Consider the following 15,284-nt stretch of genomic DNA (forward strand, 5'->3'; position numbering starts at 1 on the left):
ACCGGACCGGGCGGACCGGGCGCCGTTAGCGGGAGCGGGGGCTTCTCTTCGGATGCAGGAAGAACCGCAGGCATTCCCTCGCTCCGAGCAGGGCGACCGCCGTGAACAGAAGCGCCCACAAGGCGGCCGGAACCGGGGTCAGCCGCGCCAGATTGGCGGCATCCCCGGCCTGGCCCGGATTCTGGACGGCCAGGATCAGCAGGAACACCGGGCCCAGAACCGATTCGACCAGGGCGATGAAGGCGACGAGCAAATAATAGCCTTGCCGCAGCCACGGCCACGGACAGAAGCAGATCGCGGCGGTCAAGAGCAGGAAGCCGATGCACCACATGACGCCATAGCCATTGCGCACGAAGAAGAGCAGGCTGATGGCCGTCACGATAAGAATAGCCGTTAATCCCGTCTGCTGCTTGCCGCGGGCATACCCGTAGAACAGCAGGACCGCGAACATCGTCGAGACGGTATAGCCGGCCAGCGCGATAAGAATGAAGCGCCACGAATGGGCTGCCGCGGAAGAGTACGTGACTCCGCTATGATCGGCGAATAAGTGAATATACAATACTTTGCCGGACACGAGCAGGGTGACGATCGCGTGACCGAACTCATGCACGAGCGTATCTACATTGCGAAAGAAAGAAGAAAACGGAATGACCCGCGTCAAGACGGCGGCCACCACTAGAAATACGACGGTTTTTCCCCAATGCTTCATCGTCGCTCCCCCATTTGCCTTCAGGTCAACCCGGAGTGCGGGAAGCGGCAGCGGTTGTCCCGCGGCTTCTCCTCCGTCTCACCGGATTATCTCATCCATTATAGCGTGATCCGGCCGCAGATTCCCAACTATTCTTCATTCGATTCCCGCAGATCTGACATCGCACGAACTTCGCCTCGTCCGGCCTGGCTGAACGCAACGGGCCTCCGGGTTAGAGGACCCGGCGGATTGACAAGCGCACGGAGCCCCAGTGCCCCCCGTCCACATCGCTGATCTGGACGCCCGGGTCGCCCCATGTATGAATGAACTTGCCATTGCCGATAGAGATGCCGACATGTCCCGGAATCCGGTCATCCTCGAACCGTCCCGGAACGGTGAAGAAGATCAGATCGCCCGGCTGGAGATTATCGCGGGTGACGGCAGAGCCCTGCTTGGCTTGATCCTGGGCCACGCGCGGAAGCTTGATTCCGAAATGCGCGAACACATGCTGAGTGAAGGAGGAGCAGTCGAACTTCTTCGATTCTTCATAAGGAGCGGCGCCGAATTGGTAGGGGACCCCCAGGAACGTCTTTGCATATTGAATCAAGGCTTGGGCGTCCACCCCCGTCCCGGCCATATGGAGCCCGCGCGATGAGCTGCCTCCGGCAGGCGGCGCCGGCGTCTGTCCTGCATTCCGGATAGCTCCGATATCGAGGGTCTGCCGTTCCGGATTCCATTGCACCGGAGCCTGGAGCAGCATGGACAGGGATTCGACGGTCGCGAACGGCGCTCCCTTGAGCCGGACCGGCGCCTGCGGCAGCGTGACCGCCTGGCCGGAAGACAGCGCTTCGGGGCGCCCCGGATAGAGCTCATAGATGACGTCGGTATAACCGATGCGCACGACCTGGTCGCGATCCTCCATCCGCAAGCCGAGCGCATGCGCGGCTTCGCGCAGCGGAATCAGCCGGTAGCCTCTCGCATCGATATGCGATCCGTCCAGCAGCGCGGTGCTCGTCGGACCGGGCGGTTCAATCGGATTCGGCCTTGCGCAGGATGCGGTGATCCATAGTAATGATGCGGCGCAGCACAGCAGCAAAAAACGAACGCCGGAGTAACCCATGGCGAATTCACCTCATTCGTTTTGATAAAATATAAGAAAGCATCCGGTTCGGACTCAACTTGGCTTATATTTTTCGCAGCATCGTCTTCCCTCTCCCGAAGGAGGCGACAGACGCTTCTACAATGCAGTGTGCGCCGGGAATGGGCTGGTTATGTATGACAGCGCGCCGAAGTCAGGGCCTCGTCTCCTCGATCCAGCGGAACATCCGCCCCACGGCTTCCCGGTGCTTCCCGGGCGGGAATAAATGACCCTCTCCAGGATAGGGATGCAGATCGGCCTCCTTGCCTAGCGCCGAGAGCCGGTCCCGCATCCGGACGGCATGGCCAAAAGGCACCTGCACATCCTCCGTCCCGTGAATAAGCAGGACGGGACAGCGAATCCGCTCCGCCAGATGGATCGGGGAGCGAAGGCGGAACGCCGCCTCCCGCCGGGCGGGCGTCCCTCCGAGCACGCGCTTGAGCATGCGCCGCAGATCGACCCGTTCCTCATACGTCCGCGCCAGATCCGAGACCCCGCTCCATAGAATGAGGCGGTGGATGCCGGGGGCGCTTGCCGCCGTCCTGGCCGCGTTGATGGCTCCGCGGGAGAAGCCCATGATAGAGATGCGCCGCTCATCGACGAACGGCAATTGGGCGAGCATGCGCCAAGCGGCGCGGACATCCTCCGTATCGGCGCCGCCGAATTCGTCCCGGCCTTCGCCCCCTTCGTTGCCGCGGTAGCAGGGGGCGAAGACGATATAACCATGGCTGGAGAACTGCTCCAGCCAATGTGTCCGCACGCGGCCGAACTTGCCCATTCCGCCGCGGCAATAGAGAAGGGCCGGCCAGAGCCCCGCCGCCATGTCCCGGCGTTCCTGCGGCCAGCCGCAGGCCGCTTCCGCCGGGCGCGGAAGCTCCGGGCACGCGAAGTGGCCGCGAAGCCAGAGCCCAAGCCGTTCCGGATCCAAGCGGTATCCGGGCGGCAGGCTTAGATAACCGGTGACCTTGTGGCCCCCGGATAGATAGGTAAGATGCAGCAGCATGGCGAATCCTCCCGTCCTTGTCGTTAGACATGTATTTTCTAGAAGTACAGTCAATTTTTTTCTCTATCTCTTTCCGCCGGATCGGCCGCGTTTGAATTGATGCTATTCATAGGTATTATAAGCATAGGATTGACCCGGGAACCAGCAAGCGCTTAATTGCTGCCCTTTACTATTTATCCCGTTAATTATCGTTGCCCTAAAAGTAGAACAAGAACAGGAGGCGGGAATTATGAATCCAATACCCGATCATCTTGCCTGGGGCCTGGACGTGCTGTTCGTCGGCTTCAATCCAAGCCCGCGCTCGGGAGAGACGGGACATCATTACGCCAATCCGCGCAACCGCTTCTGGACGATTCTGTACCGGTCCGGCTTGACCCCGAACTTGTACCGGGCCGAGGAGGACGGGGAACTGCTGAAGCTGGGCTACGGCTTCACCAACATCGTCGCCCGGCCGACTCCGACGGCGGCGGATATCACTGCGGCCGAATATGCGGAGGGGCGCAAGCTGCTGCGCCGCAAAATCGAGACGTACCGCCCGCAGACCGTATGCTTCGTCGGCAAAGGCGTCTATGAGGCATACAGCGGGCGAAGAGGAGTGGAATGGGGGTTCCAGGACGATCCGGTCGTGGAAGGCGTGCGCGATTTCGTCGCGCCGTCATCCAGCGGGCTTGTGAGGATGAAGCTGGAGGAGATTGTCGGTATCTATGCGCAGTTGGCCCGGCAGCAGGAAAGGGAGTGAATCCCCGCAGGGGCTTGGGCGGATTGCCCAGAGGCCTGAATTTGCGAGCATGACGGAGGATAACTGTAAGCGGAAGCGCTCAGGCTTCAAGCAGAGCGCTTCCGGTCGTGAGAGGCGGGCTGAGGCGTTTTCAGGACATTTTCAACTACAGGCCCTTATCCGGTATACTTACAGAAGCCGTTTACGCATCGATTGGGAATGCGTAAATCCAATCAGCAGGGAGTGACGATTTTTGAGTAACGAGCATATGTTGGAACGCAAAAATGAATTGCTGCGCCGCAATATTCAACAGTATCTTCTGCAAGAGAACCAGCACGGACTAAGCCATCAGGAGCAGCACTTTTTGCAGCATCTCATTAAGGAAATGCACCAGAACAATTATGAGATGAACCGTCAATCGTAACCCCTCCCGCTTATTTGCAGCCTTAGGGCGTGCCTGCAGCGAAGAGTCCGGATGCCCGGGCTCTTTTTTTCATGGGAGGATAACATGTACAATGGAGAACATCGGGCTCGAACCGAGAGCAGCCACAGGCAACCAATGAAAGGATAGTATGGCCATGCAAGTAAAGGAAGGGTTCTTGGCACGCAAGCAGCGGGAGGGCATCGTTCTCAATGACGTGCAGACCGAGGCGGTCCTTCATACGGACGGGCCGATGCTGCTGCTGGCCTCTCCCGGATCGGGGAAGACGACGACCATCGTAATGAAAATCGGGTATCTTATCGCGGAAAAGAAGTCGGATCCGGCACGCATCAAGGCGATCACCTTCAGCAGGGCGTCCGCGGCCGACATGAGGGATCGGTTCGCGCGGCTATGTCCCGAGCTGCCGGCCCGCAGCGTCGATTTCTCGACGATTCACAGTCTGGCGTTCGCGGTCACTCGCGAGCATCTGCGGAATGCGCGCACCGATTTCCGGATCATCGAAGGGGATCTCGATCTGGAGAACCGGGAAGAAGCCCCGATGGGAATGCCGGTTCTTCACAAAAAGCTTATTCTCCGGGAGCTGTACAAAACGATTGGAGGAGAACCTGTCGCCGATGATCAGTTGGATGAATTGACGACCTACATCAGCTATGTCAAAAATAAGCTGCTTCTCCCGGACCAGTGGGAACGCGTCTCGTGCAGCGTGCCGAAGGCGGCGCATATCGCCCGGCAGTACGAGCAATTCAAGCGAACGGGCACGGACAAGCTTCTGCTTGATTACGACGATATGCTGACGGTCGCCCATGAGGCGTTCAGACGGGACCGGAAGCTGCTGGAGCGGTACCAGTCCCGCTATGATTATATTTTGACCGATGAGAGCCAGGATACCTCGCTCGTGCAGCACGAGATCATCCGCAAGCTGGCGCAGCCGCACAGGAATCTGTGCGTCGTAGCTGACGATGATCAGAGCATTTATGCGTGGCGGGCCGCGGAACCGGATTATTTGCTTCAATTCAGGCAAATATACCCGGATGCCAAGCTTCTGAAAATGGAGCGGAATTACCGCTCATCGCGCAATATCGTCGAGGTGGCCAACCGCTTCATCAAGCAGAACAAGCAGCGGTATGACAAGCAGATGTTCACGGCCAACCCGCCGCAGCGCCCGATTGCCATTACGGAGGTCGCCGAATACGAGGATCAGGCGAGAAGGGTGGCGGAGCGCGTGTCCGCCGTGGCCAATTTGCGGGACACGGCCGTGCTCTACCGCAACAATTCTTCTTCGATTGCGCTTATGAATGAGTTTGATCGCGCTGGCATCCCGTTTTTTATCCGTGACGGGGACAACCGGTTCTTCTCGCATTGGGTGGTCGAGGATGTGCTGAATTTTATGCGGATGGCATTTACCGACCGGCGGCCTGATCTTTTGGAAAAAATCCATCTCAAGTTCAACGGGTACATCTCGAAGCAGCAAATGGCGGCATTGAAGGACATTCACAACGGCGAATCGGTCTTCGACAATCTGCTTCGCCATGTCCCGCTGAAAGACTACCAGGTCGGTCTGCTGCAGGAAAGCAAGGAAACCTTCGCCCGGCTGAAGGAGATGACCCCGCAGGCGGCTATCGGCGTCATTCGCACGAAGCTGGGCTATGACAAGGCCGTCGAGAAAACATGCGAGCGGTTCGGCTTCCGCAAGGAGTATATTATCGGCATCCTGAACACGCTGGACAATATCGCCGACGGCCTCGCTACGCTGCCGGACTTCGCGGCGCGCTTGAAGCGGCTGGAGTCGATCATGGCTTCCTCCAAGCGGAACCGCGGCGCGAACGCGGTGACGTTCTCCACGTTTCACAGCGCGAAGGGGCTGGAGTTCGAGCATGTGTTCATGATTGATCTGGTGGAGGGCATTATCCCGTCGCAGGAGGACATCCGCAGTTACGACAAAGGCGAGACCGCGCAGATGGAAGAAGCGGTTCGGCTGTTCTATGTGGGCATGACGCGGGCGAAATCCCATCTGGAGCTGCTGTCCTATCGGGAGCGGGGCGGCGAGAAAGCCAAGCGCTCGCGCTTCGTGTCATATGTGGAGAAGCTTCAGCCATCGGCAGCTCCGGGCCCGGCACCGACGGCGCCCTCGTCCGCGGCGCAGGCAAGGACGGCCCCGGCGCTCCCCGATGCGATTCGGACATGGAGCGGGATCGGGGCCGGAACGAAGGTGCAGCATGCGGCCTTCGGACTCGGCGAGATTGTCAGCCTGGATGAGGAGGCTGTCGAGATTCAATTCGCCGGCGAGCGGAAGCGGATGCATGCCCCGACCTGTCTGAGCCGCGGGCTGTTGGCATTGGCGGAAAAATCCGGCAATGCCCGCCGATTCCAGAGCTCCAATCCGTGATTGCCCGGCCACGACGGACTCTCCCTTGGCTGTAGCAGCATAGTTTAGTCCACGCTGCCTCTTCCTATTTCTTGAGACGAAGACGATACCGAACCGGCCCCCTTACAGGGTAATGTATAATAAGGACATAGCTATGATGTTCTTGGAAAGAGGGATAACGATGACGCAGGTTGAGACGTACGGATTGTTCATTAACGGCGAGTGGAGGGTGACGGAGGAGACCGCACCGCTGTTCGCCCCCTATGATGGGGCATTGTTGGCCCGCATCAGCCAGGCCGGGGAGGCGGAACTGGAGGAGGCGATCGCCGGGGCGCAGCGGGCGGCAGCGAAGATGAAGGCGATGCCCGCCCATGCGCGGGCCGATATTTTGCTGAAGGCGGCCGAGCAGATGAGCGCGCGCCGGGAGGAACTGGCCCGGCAGTTGGCCCGGGAAGCGGCCAAGCCGATTCGGGCGGCGCGCGCCGAGATGGAGCGGACGATTACGACGTACCGGTTCGCGGCCGAAGAGGCGAAGCGTCTCTACGGCGAGACGATCCCGATGGATGCGGCGCCGGGCGGAGAAGGCCGGTTCGGCTTCACGCTGCGCGAACCGCTCGGCGTCGTGGCCGCGATTACGCCATTCAATTTCCCGGCGAATCTGGTGGCGCACAAGCTCGGTCCAGCTCTGGCCGCCGGCAATGCCGTCGTGCTGAAGCCGGCCTCCCAGACGCCGCTTAGCGCGCTCGCGATGGGCGACATTTTCCGGCAGGCCGGACTGCCCGACGGGGCGCTGCAGATCGTGACAGGCAGCGGCCGCGCAGTCGGCGACCGCTTCGTTGCGGACGAGCGCGTGCGCAAGATTACGTTTACAGGCAGCGAGGAGGTCGGAGCGCGTCTGAAGGCGAAGGCCGGGCTGCGCAAGACGACGCTGGAGCTCGGCTCGAATTCGGCGCTCATCGTCGAGCCCGGCGTGCTGCTGGAGCCGATTATTCCGCGCTGCGTGGAGGGGGCCTTCGGCTATGCCGGACAAGTCTGCATCTCCATCCAGCGCATCTATGTGCACGAGTCGATCTGCCAAGAGTTCACCGAACGGTTCGTGGCGCGAACCCAGGAACTGCGCGCCGGCGATCCGTTGGATGAGGCGACCGACATCAGCGCCATGATTAGCGAGCGCGAAGCAGAGCGCATCGAGGCGTGGGTGAACGCGGCCGTGGCGCAGGGGGCCCGGGTTGCCTGCGGGGGCCGGCGCGAGGGAGGTTACTTCATGCCGACGGCGCTGCTCGGCGTGACGCCGGATATGGACGTCTCCTGCCGCGAGACCTTCGCGCCTGTCGTGTCCATCGTTCCTTATGCTTCGCTGGACGAGGCGATTGCGCTGGCGAACCGTTCGGATTTTGGCCTGAACGCCGGCATTTATACGGCGAATCTGGCCAATGCGATGCGGGCGGCCCGAGAGCTTGAGGCGGGCGGCATCATCATCAATGACATCCCGACCTTCCGGACCGATCATATGCCGTATGGCGGCGTCAAGAAAAGCGGCTACGGCCGGGAAGGCGTCAAATATGCGATTCAGGACATGACGGAATTGAAATTCGTGTCCGTGAACACCTTGCCGTCAGCATGACGAGAACTTCGAAGGGACGAGACACCCGAATGCCCGAACCTGAACGGAAAACAGTGCAGCGTCTAGCGGGAGACGAAGCGCCCGGACGCCGGAACCTTAAGGGAACCGTCCAACGGTTTGAGTAACAGCGCGTGCCGTCGTCAACGGTTTGTCACGGATTTGTGAATATCTTGGTCCGGGACGGAAATGTATAATGAAGGTATCGACAGGAGTCAGGGGGAGCGTAATCGTATGATGAGACCAATAGTTGACGTTGCAGCCCGTATCGGCGTGCCGGCGGAGCAGCTTGAGCTCTACGGGAAATACAAGGCGAAGCTGAGCCGGGAAGTATGGGAGGCGAATGCGAACCGGCCCGACGGCAAGCTGATTCTCGTCTCGGCCATGAATCCGACGCCGGCGGGGGAAGGCAAGACGCTGACGACGATCGGGCTGACGCAGGGGCTGAACCGCATCGGCCGGAAGGCGGTGGCGGCGCTGCGCGAGCCGTCGCTCGGGCCGTGTATGGGGATGAAGGGCGGCGCGACCGGCAGCGGGCGCGCACAGATTGTTCCGGCGGAGGACATCAATCTTCATTTTACCGGAGATATTCACGCGATTACGTCGGCCCATAATCTGTTGGCGGCCATGATCGACAATCATTTGTATCAGGGCAACGCAATCGGCATCCAGCCGGAACGCATCGTCTGGAAGCGGGCGGTCGATATGAACGACCGGGCGCTGCGGCATATCGTCGTTGGGCTGGGTGACGGCAACGGCGCCGTGCGAGAAGACGGCTTCATGATTACGACGGCTTCGGAGATTATGGCCGTGCTCTGCCTGTCCGAGGATATGGACGACATGCGGGCAAGACTCGGCCGGATGGTGGTCGCCTATACCTATGAGGGCGAGCCGGTAACCGCGTCGCAGCTCCAAGCCGTCGAAGCGATGTGCGTGCTGTTGAAGGACGCCATCTACCCGAACCTGGTCCAGACGATGGAAGGGGACCCGGTGCTGGTGCACGGCGGTCCGTTCGCGAACATCGCGCACGGCTGCAGCAGCGTGCGGGCGACGCGATATGCGCTGAAGCTCGCCGACTATGTCGTGACCGAGGCTGGCTTCGGCGCCGATCTGGGCGCGGAGAAATTCATGGATATCAAATGCCGCCAGACCGGGCTGGCGCCGGCGGTTGTCGTCCTGGTCGCGACGGTGCGCGCTCTTAAATATAACGGCGGCTTGGCTAAGGATCAACTGGAGCGGGAATCGCCGGAGGCGCTCGCCGCCGGGTTTGCCAATCTGCGCCGTCACGTGGAGAATATGCGCAGCTTCGGCGTGCCGGTTGTCGTCGCGGTGAACCGGTTCGCGGCCGATACGGAGCGGGAGCTGGAGGCCGTTCAGCGGATGTGCCGCGAAATCGGGACCGAGGCGATTCTGTCCGAAGCATGGGCGAAAGGCGGAGAAGGCGGCGCAGCACTCGCCGAAGCCGTCGTGCGGCTGGCCAACGCTCAGGAAGAGGGACGATTCCGGCTGCTGTACGAGGACGAACTGCCAATCGAAGCGAAGATTGAAGCGATCGTCACCCGCATTTACCGCGGCTCCGAGGTCGTCTACAGCCCGGCCGCCAAGCGGGCCCTGCGCGAGCTCAAGCGATTCGATACGGCGAAGCTTCCGGTATGCATGGCAAAAACGCCCTATTCGTTCAGCGATCGGCCGGGACTGCTCGGAGCGCCGGAAGGGTTCACGCTGGAGGTGCGCGATATTCGCTGGTCGGCGGGAGCGGGCTTCCTCGTCGTTCATACCGGCCAGGTGCTGACGATGCCCGGGCTGCCGAAGCATCCGGCGGCGGAACGGATTCGCCTGGATGAGGAGCAGGGCGTCGTCGGACTGAGCGGCTAAAATATTGGCGGAGTCATTGGAACGGATAAAAAGATCTCCAGAATAGCGTGAAGAAGGGAGGGTGGCGTCATGGCGCTGGCCGAGATTACGGTCATTCCTATCGGGACGGAGTCGACGAGCCTGAGCTCGTACGTTGCCGATATGCAGCGTGCGATCGGGCAGGTCGACGGCATTGTCTATGAGCTGACCGCGATGGGGACGATTATCGAAGGGCCGCTGGATCGATTGTTCGAGGCGATTCGCGCGCTCCATGAAAGCCCGTTCCATAGCGGGGCTTCCCGGGTATCGACTGTCGTCAAAATCGATGATCGCCGCGACAAGGCCGGATCGATTGGGCAGAAGCTGGCTTCCGTGCGGGAAAAGCTGACTCAGTAAATAAGCATCCATAATGTCCGGCCTGCTGCCCAGCGGCCTGACAGCAATCGCCTCCCCGGTCGGAACGGCCGAAGGGAGGCGATTGTGCGTTCTCACAGCTAATCCAGAGTAAGCAAAAAGACCGGTTCCCCGCCGAGCTCCATGACGGCTTCTCTGGCTTCCTTCGGGATGTCGGTAATAATGCCGTCGACCCCGAGAGAATAGAAGTGGGCTGCCCGTTCCGGGTCGTTAATCGTCCATACATAGAGCGGTTTGCCGATCAGCTTGGCGGAAGCGACCAGGCGAGCGGTGACAAACGCCTCTTCCACGACGAAGAAGTCGGCGTCGAACCGGTTCAGCGGCGCGAAGGTCGCGTAAATAATGTAGCCGACCTTCAGCTCGGGAGCCTTTTCTTTCACCTCTTGCAGCAGATCATATTCAAGGCTGGACACGACAACCTCGTTCTCGGCTTGATGCCGCCGGATCGTATCGATGAAGCCGGAGACATAATCTGGCGTCTCATAGCCATGCGTTTTCAGTTCGAGGTTGAGGCGGATGCGGCCCTTCATCGCATCCAGCACTTCATCCAGCGAAGGAACGCGTCCGGCATAACCGTTTTGGAAAAGCGGAATGTCCTGCAGCTCGGCCAAGGTCAGATCATAGACGTTGACATTGCGCCGCGCGAGGCGCTTCAGATTATGGTCATGAATAACGGCCAGCTTCCGATCCTTCGTCTGCAAAATATCGAGCTCGATATAATCGGCCCCGGCCTGGACTGCCCCCTCGAATGCATCGAGCGTATTCTCGACTCCTGTATTCACATTTCCGCGGTGGGCGATAATAACGAACTCATCCTTCGCCTCGCCCCAGTCGGTCAGCAGCACGGTGACGCCCCAGCCGATCGCAATGAGCATCAGCAGGCCGAACAGGGCCAGCTTCGGACGATGCCGCGATGCGAAGAGACGTCTCTCCGCCCGGGTGTGGCCCTTAGTAATATCCAGCTCCCCCGACTCCAGGGAAATGTGCTTCTTCCCGGCATAGCGGACATAGAGCCGCGTGACGACGGTGATGAACAGGGGCGTCATTACTAGCGTCATCACGTAGATGCCGAAGCTGATGACGAAGCCGACCGTCACGATGGCCGTCTCGGGCAGACTCTCCGGAAGGACGGCAATCCCCGCGGCGATGAGGGCGATGAAGACGGCGACGATCAGCGCGAATACGAGCACCCATTCGCCGACGGCCCGGAGAATCGACCATTTGCTCTTCCAGAACAGGCGTGCGCTCTTGGCGAAGGCGCGCCAGAACCGGTTCGATTCCTCCAGCACAAGAATGGGCAGCGCATAGATGCAGAGCAGGTTCAGAATGGCGACGAACGTGAAAAACAAGACAAACGCCGCCGTCCCGGTGCCGGTCTTCATCAGCTCGCCGGTAATGAAATTCGGGATCGTGACATTCGGCAGCAGCGAGGAGCCAAAGCCCATATTCAGCAGCGGGAACAGCAGAAGCAGATACATCGCCAACCCGAATATCCCGATGCGCCACAGCCCGGGAAGGCGGGACAAAGCCTTGAGCACGACGGCGCGCAGCCGGACCGTTTTGCCTTGCATCCCGTAATATGCGATGTAAATAAGAACGGCGAATTCGGTATAAATCAGCATCATGGCCACCGGAGCGAGCAGGACGAGACTGAGCATACCGTACCGGCTCAGAACGAAGCGCAGCAGATCGTGATTAGCGGCGGCGCCGAAGCCGCCGATCTCCAATATTTTGTTGAACACGATCGACAGGAACGGGATGAACAACCCGATTGTCATCAGTTTGTAGAACAGCTCAAAAAGAAGAAAGGGCCGATAGGCGTATTTCCAGACCTGAAGCACCCCGCGAATCATTTGAAACGGACGCCGCGTCCGTAGTTTCATGGTGTTCATGTTGAATACGTTTCCTTTTGATGAGAATGTACCACAATTCGACGCAGCCTGAAGCGCGTCATCCTTCATGCGGTATAACCTATTATAGGAAAATAGCTCCCGCGTGCCAAATGTGCCCGAAAACCCGAAAATTGGAGATGCAAGCCCCGGCAAGCGGGATGGACGTTCCGGCCTCCGAAAAGTAGTGCGAGGCAGCAAAAAAGCTACCCTGCGGCAGATCGATTTCTGCAGCAAGATAGCTCTTTCGTGCGCCGGTTCAATATATTACACCCAGCCGCGAGCGCGCATAGCTTCAGTAACGCGTTGAAGCGAGATCATGTATGCGGCCGTACGCAGGTCCGTATTGTATTCATTGGCCATGTCGCGTACCGCTTCGTACGACTTGACCATATTCGTCTGCAGCTTGTCGAGGACCTCCTCTTCGCTCCAGTAGTAGTTCATCAAGTTCTGTACCCATTCGAAGTAGGATACGGTTACGCCGCCGGCATTTGCCAAAATATCAGGAATGACGATGCAGCCTTTTTGATTCAGGATGGCGTCCGCCTCCGGTGTCGTCGGGCCGTTCGCTGCTTCCGCCACGATGCGGGCTTTGATACGAGGGGCATTTTCCTTCGTGATGACATTTTCCAATGCTGCCGGAATGAGGATGTCAACGTCCAGTTCAAGCAGTTTCTCGTTCGAAACGTGGAAATCTTGACCATATTCCAGAATCGTCGCTTCGTCCTTCAGCTGCTCGACGCGGTCGAGATCGAGTCCGTTCGGATCGTAGATTCCTCCGCGGGAATCGCTTACGGCTACGATAGTCGCGCCGAGGTCGGTCAGCAGGCGAGCCGCAATGCGACCGGCGTTGCCGAAGCCTTGAATGGCTACCGTCGCCTTCTCCATCGGACGGCCGATGTCCTGAAGCGCCGATTGAATCGTATATACACAGCCTTGGGCCGTCGCTGCATTTCGTCCTTGGGAGCCTCCGATAATAATCGGTTTGCCTGTAATGACGCCCGGCGTATAATGTCCGCGCAGCTTGCTGTAGGTATCCATCATCCAGCCCATAATCTGCGGTGTGGTGTATACGTCTGGAGCCGGAATGTCCCGTTCAGGTCCTACAATATCCGAGATGGCTTCCATGAAAGCGCGGCTGACCCGTTCAATTTCCCCTTTGCTCATTTGGCGAGGGTCGCAAATGACGCCGCCCTTGCCCCCGCCGTAAGGCAGGCCAACGACGCCGCATTTGAACGTCATCCACATCGATAATGCTTTGACTTCGTCCAGCGTCACGTCCGGATGGAATCGGATGCCGCCTTTTGTTGGTCCGATAGCATCGTTGTGCTGGGAACGATATCCGTCAAAAATCCGTACCGTACCGTCGTCCATCCGTACAGGGAAGCTTACCGATAATACCCGTTTCGGTTTTTTCAATAGTTCAGTAACATGCTCGGGTAACTGTAATTTTGCCGCAGCCGCATCGATTTGCTTTTGTACGATTTCGTACGGGTTTAGCACTTCTGCTTGTTCACGTTGTAACATTTCCAAGGCTCATCACCCATCCTTTCAAGCGTTATAGGAACACTTTTCAAACATTATACTGAGAATGTGCGGATTTTGAAATAGCAAACGTTGTGAAATTCATAAAATAGTTAAAGATTATATGACGCTTAGTGTAAATTTTCATTACATTAATTTATTCTTTTATGGCTATAAAACCTTTTTATAGAAAATATTTGTCAATTATACGCACTTTTTTCGTCTTCGAGATGTGGACATTTGGGCGATGGAAGAAGTAAGGAAGGGAAAGCTGACGTGGCCTAATCCTAATGACAGCACGTGTTTTCGTTTTTTGAGCTTTGTCTTTGTCAGGAGGACGTTCGTGTTTTATGGAAAATGAACGAGGGACCTCTCTTCACCCGGCGAACCGGCATAACGGAATGCGGAGTGCTGTTCTTCTATCCTAAAATGTGCCCTATTATAATGGAAATGATTTTTTTTATTGTGGTGATTATTTTTTGTTATTCCGTGTCTGAATTATTCATTCTTTCCTTCTATAGGCGTTAAATTCGCATTATCACCCCTTTGTGTAAGCCTGTCATATGAATGCACCTCAAGAACTCCATTGCTTTACTCTGACGCAGCAATTAGGCTTGAAAATATAGTATGCAGAATGCGCCGGATTCGATGCCATCCAAGCTATTGAGAGGAGCAGGAAGGATACGGCTTATATACACCCGAGCAGAATGGCGCTCGTCCTCGCCCTCTTCCGCATGGAAGGCCGCTCCCGCTTGCCGTTCGGAGGCACCGATTTTTCCCGAATTCGTACATTTCGTGGATCCTTTTGTATGGACAGACGGGGAGGTAGGGTATATGATGATTGCCAAGGACGGAACGGGCGGGTTCCATCATGCGCATCATCGGTGGAACATGGTCATTCCAATCGATGGAGGGATTCGATGAGTAGCTCAGTACCGAAGCGAACGATTCAAGATGGAGATGTGGTTCTTTTTCAAGGCGACAGCATCACGGATGCGGGCCGTCAGCGGGAATTGTCCTCCCATCTGGGCACAGGCTATGCCTTCATGGCGGCCGGTCTGTTCCAGAGCATGTACCCGCAGCTCGATGTCTCTTTCCTGAACCGGGGAATCAGCGGGGATCGGGTCCGCGATCTGCAGGCGCGCTGGGAGGAAGACTGCCTGAAGCTGAAGCCGACATGGGTCAGCATTTACATCGGAATTAACGATTGCTGGAGGCGCTATACCCGTCAGGAGGAGACGACAGCCGAGCAATTCGAGACGGGGTATCGCGATATTATTGAACGAACCTTGAAGGAGTTGGAAGCGCAGCTCGTGCTCGTCGAGCCGTTCGTGCTGCCGGTGGCGGCCGATCGGACGCAATGGCGGGAGGATCTGGATCCGAAAATTCATATCGTGCGCGGGCTTGCTCGGGAATACGGCGCTTACTATGTGCCGTTGGACGGTCTGTTCGCGCAGGCGGCCGCCCGTCGCGAAGCGCAATTCTGGGCTCCGGACGGCGTTCATCCGACGCCGGCTGGCCACGCGCTGATCGCGAAGGCTTGGCTGGAAGCGGTAGGCGCTCCGGCAAAATAAGACATAAACAAGAGTCTGGAAGCGCCATCCTGTGTCGCCCTTTGCGTGACACGG

At 58.3% G+C, this 15,284-nt stretch carries 12 protein-coding genes; 7 read left to right on the plus strand and 5 right to left on the minus strand.

Going from position 1 to position 15,284, the window contains the following annotated elements; genetic code table 11:
• Positions 1 to 25 precede the first annotated feature (25 nt).
• From L6439_RS00690 to L6439_RS00700, 3 genes are all read right to left on the minus strand, one after another.
• Positions 26 to 709, minus strand: a complete 684-nt coding sequence (locus L6439_RS00690; RefSeq protein WP_213468557.1) for a M50 family metallopeptidase — start codon at positions 707 to 709, stop codon at positions 26 to 28.
• Positions 710 to 920: 211 nt separating this feature from the next.
• Positions 921 to 1,808, minus strand: coding sequence for a C40 family peptidase (locus L6439_RS00695; protein WP_213468558.1), 888 nt, complete (start codon positions 1,806 to 1,808; stop codon positions 921 to 923).
• 172 nt (positions 1,809 to 1,980) lie between these two features.
• Positions 1,981 to 2,829 (minus strand): alpha/beta hydrolase family protein, encoded by an 849-nt coding sequence (locus tag L6439_RS00700; RefSeq protein WP_168180048.1) that lies wholly within the window; start codon positions 2,827 to 2,829, stop codon positions 1,981 to 1,983.
• Positions 2,830 to 3,058: 229 nt separating this feature from the next.
• Between L6439_RS00700 and L6439_RS00705 the strand changes: the two genes are divergently transcribed.
• From L6439_RS00705 to L6439_RS00730, 6 genes are all read left to right on the plus strand, one after another.
• The gene (locus tag L6439_RS00705) at positions 3,059 to 3,568 is read left to right on the plus strand and encodes a mismatch-specific DNA-glycosylase (RefSeq protein ID WP_213468559.1); all 510 of its coding nucleotides are present in this window, start codon (positions 3,059 to 3,061) and stop codon (positions 3,566 to 3,568) included.
• 232 nt (positions 3,569 to 3,800) lie between these two features.
• The gene (locus tag L6439_RS00710) at positions 3,801 to 3,971 is read left to right on the plus strand and encodes a hypothetical protein (RefSeq protein ID WP_168180046.1); all 171 of its coding nucleotides are present in this window, start codon (positions 3,801 to 3,803) and stop codon (positions 3,969 to 3,971) included.
• A 154-nt stretch (positions 3,972 to 4,125) separates the two neighbouring features.
• Positions 4,126 to 6,375 carry an ATP-dependent helicase gene (locus L6439_RS00715; RefSeq protein ID WP_213468560.1) on the plus strand — a complete coding sequence of 750 codons (2,250 nt, stop codon included), beginning with the start codon at positions 4,126 to 4,128 and terminating at the stop codon, positions 6,373 to 6,375.
• A gap of 160 nt (positions 6,376 to 6,535) precedes the next feature.
• Positions 6,536 to 7,978, plus strand: a complete 1,443-nt coding sequence (locus L6439_RS00720) for an aldehyde dehydrogenase family protein (RefSeq protein WP_237096696.1) — start codon at positions 6,536 to 6,538, stop codon at positions 7,976 to 7,978.
• A gap of 234 nt (positions 7,979 to 8,212) precedes the next feature.
• Positions 8,213 to 9,850 (plus strand): formate--tetrahydrofolate ligase, encoded by a 1,638-nt coding sequence (locus tag L6439_RS00725; protein WP_213468762.1) that lies wholly within the window; start codon positions 8,213 to 8,215, stop codon positions 9,848 to 9,850.
• Between the two features lie 69 nt (positions 9,851 to 9,919).
• Positions 9,920 to 10,225, plus strand: a complete 306-nt coding sequence (locus L6439_RS00730) for an MTH1187 family thiamine-binding protein (protein WP_168180042.1) — start codon at positions 9,920 to 9,922, stop codon at positions 10,223 to 10,225.
• A 98-nt stretch (positions 10,226 to 10,323) separates the two neighbouring features.
• Here the strand turns inward: L6439_RS00730 and L6439_RS00735 are convergent, their stop codons facing one another.
• Together L6439_RS00735 and L6439_RS00740 are read right to left on the minus strand one after the other, a co-directional pair.
• Positions 10,324 to 12,135: a glycerophosphoryl diester phosphodiesterase membrane domain-containing protein gene (locus L6439_RS00735; RefSeq protein ID WP_168180041.1), complete on the minus strand. Its 1,812-nt coding sequence runs from the start codon at positions 12,133 to 12,135 to the stop codon at positions 10,324 to 10,326.
• A gap of 264 nt (positions 12,136 to 12,399) precedes the next feature.
• Positions 12,400 to 13,659, minus strand: coding sequence for a Glu/Leu/Phe/Val family dehydrogenase (locus tag L6439_RS00740; RefSeq protein WP_111155889.1), 1,260 nt, complete (start codon positions 13,657 to 13,659; stop codon positions 12,400 to 12,402).
• A 917-nt stretch (positions 13,660 to 14,576) separates the two neighbouring features.
• Here L6439_RS00740 and L6439_RS00745 point away from each other — a divergent pair.
• A complete protein-coding gene (locus L6439_RS00745) occupies positions 14,577 to 15,230 on the plus strand; it encodes an SGNH/GDSL hydrolase family protein (RefSeq protein ID WP_213468561.1) in 654 nt (217 codons plus the stop codon).
• Positions 15,231 to 15,284 lie beyond the last annotated feature (54 nt).

It is taken from the genome of Paenibacillus dendritiformis (assembly GCF_021654795.1).
Classification (GTDB): Bacteria; Bacillota; Bacilli; order Paenibacillales; family Paenibacillaceae; genus Paenibacillus_B.

Bases quoted from the DNA above. Each gene is read 5' to 3' on its own strand.
- L6439_RS00715 (WP_213468560.1), top strand. From the start codon at position 4,126: ATGCAAGTAAAGGAAGGGTTCTTGGCACGCAAGCAGCGGGAGGGCATC.
- L6439_RS00700 (WP_168180048.1), bottom strand. From the start codon at position 2,829: ATGCTGCTGCATCTTACCTATCTATCCGGGGGCCACAAGGTCACCGGT.
- L6439_RS00740 (WP_111155889.1), bottom strand. From the start codon at position 13,659: ATGTTACAACGTGAACAAGCAGAAGTGCTAAACCCGTACGAAATCGTA.
- L6439_RS00695 (WP_213468558.1), bottom strand. From the start codon at position 1,808: ATGGGTTACTCCGGCGTTCGTTTTTTGCTGCTGTGCTGCGCCGCATCA.
- L6439_RS00745 (WP_213468561.1), top strand. From the start codon at position 14,577: ATGAGTAGCTCAGTACCGAAGCGAACGATTCAAGATGGAGATGTGGTT.
- L6439_RS00725 (WP_213468762.1), top strand. From the start codon at position 8,213: ATGAGACCAATAGTTGACGTTGCAGCCCGTATCGGCGTGCCGGCGGAG.
- L6439_RS00690 (WP_213468557.1), bottom strand. From the start codon at position 709: ATGAAGCATTGGGGAAAAACCGTCGTATTTCTAGTGGTGGCCGCCGTC.
- L6439_RS00705 (WP_213468559.1), top strand. From the start codon at position 3,059: ATGAATCCAATACCCGATCATCTTGCCTGGGGCCTGGACGTGCTGTTC.
- L6439_RS00720 (WP_237096696.1), top strand. From the start codon at position 6,536: ATGACGCAGGTTGAGACGTACGGATTGTTCATTAACGGCGAGTGGAGG.
- L6439_RS00735 (WP_168180041.1), bottom strand. From the start codon at position 12,135: ATGAACACCATGAAACTACGGACGCGGCGTCCGTTTCAAATGATTCGC.
- L6439_RS00730 (WP_168180042.1), top strand. From the start codon at position 9,920: ATGGCGCTGGCCGAGATTACGGTCATTCCTATCGGGACGGAGTCGACG.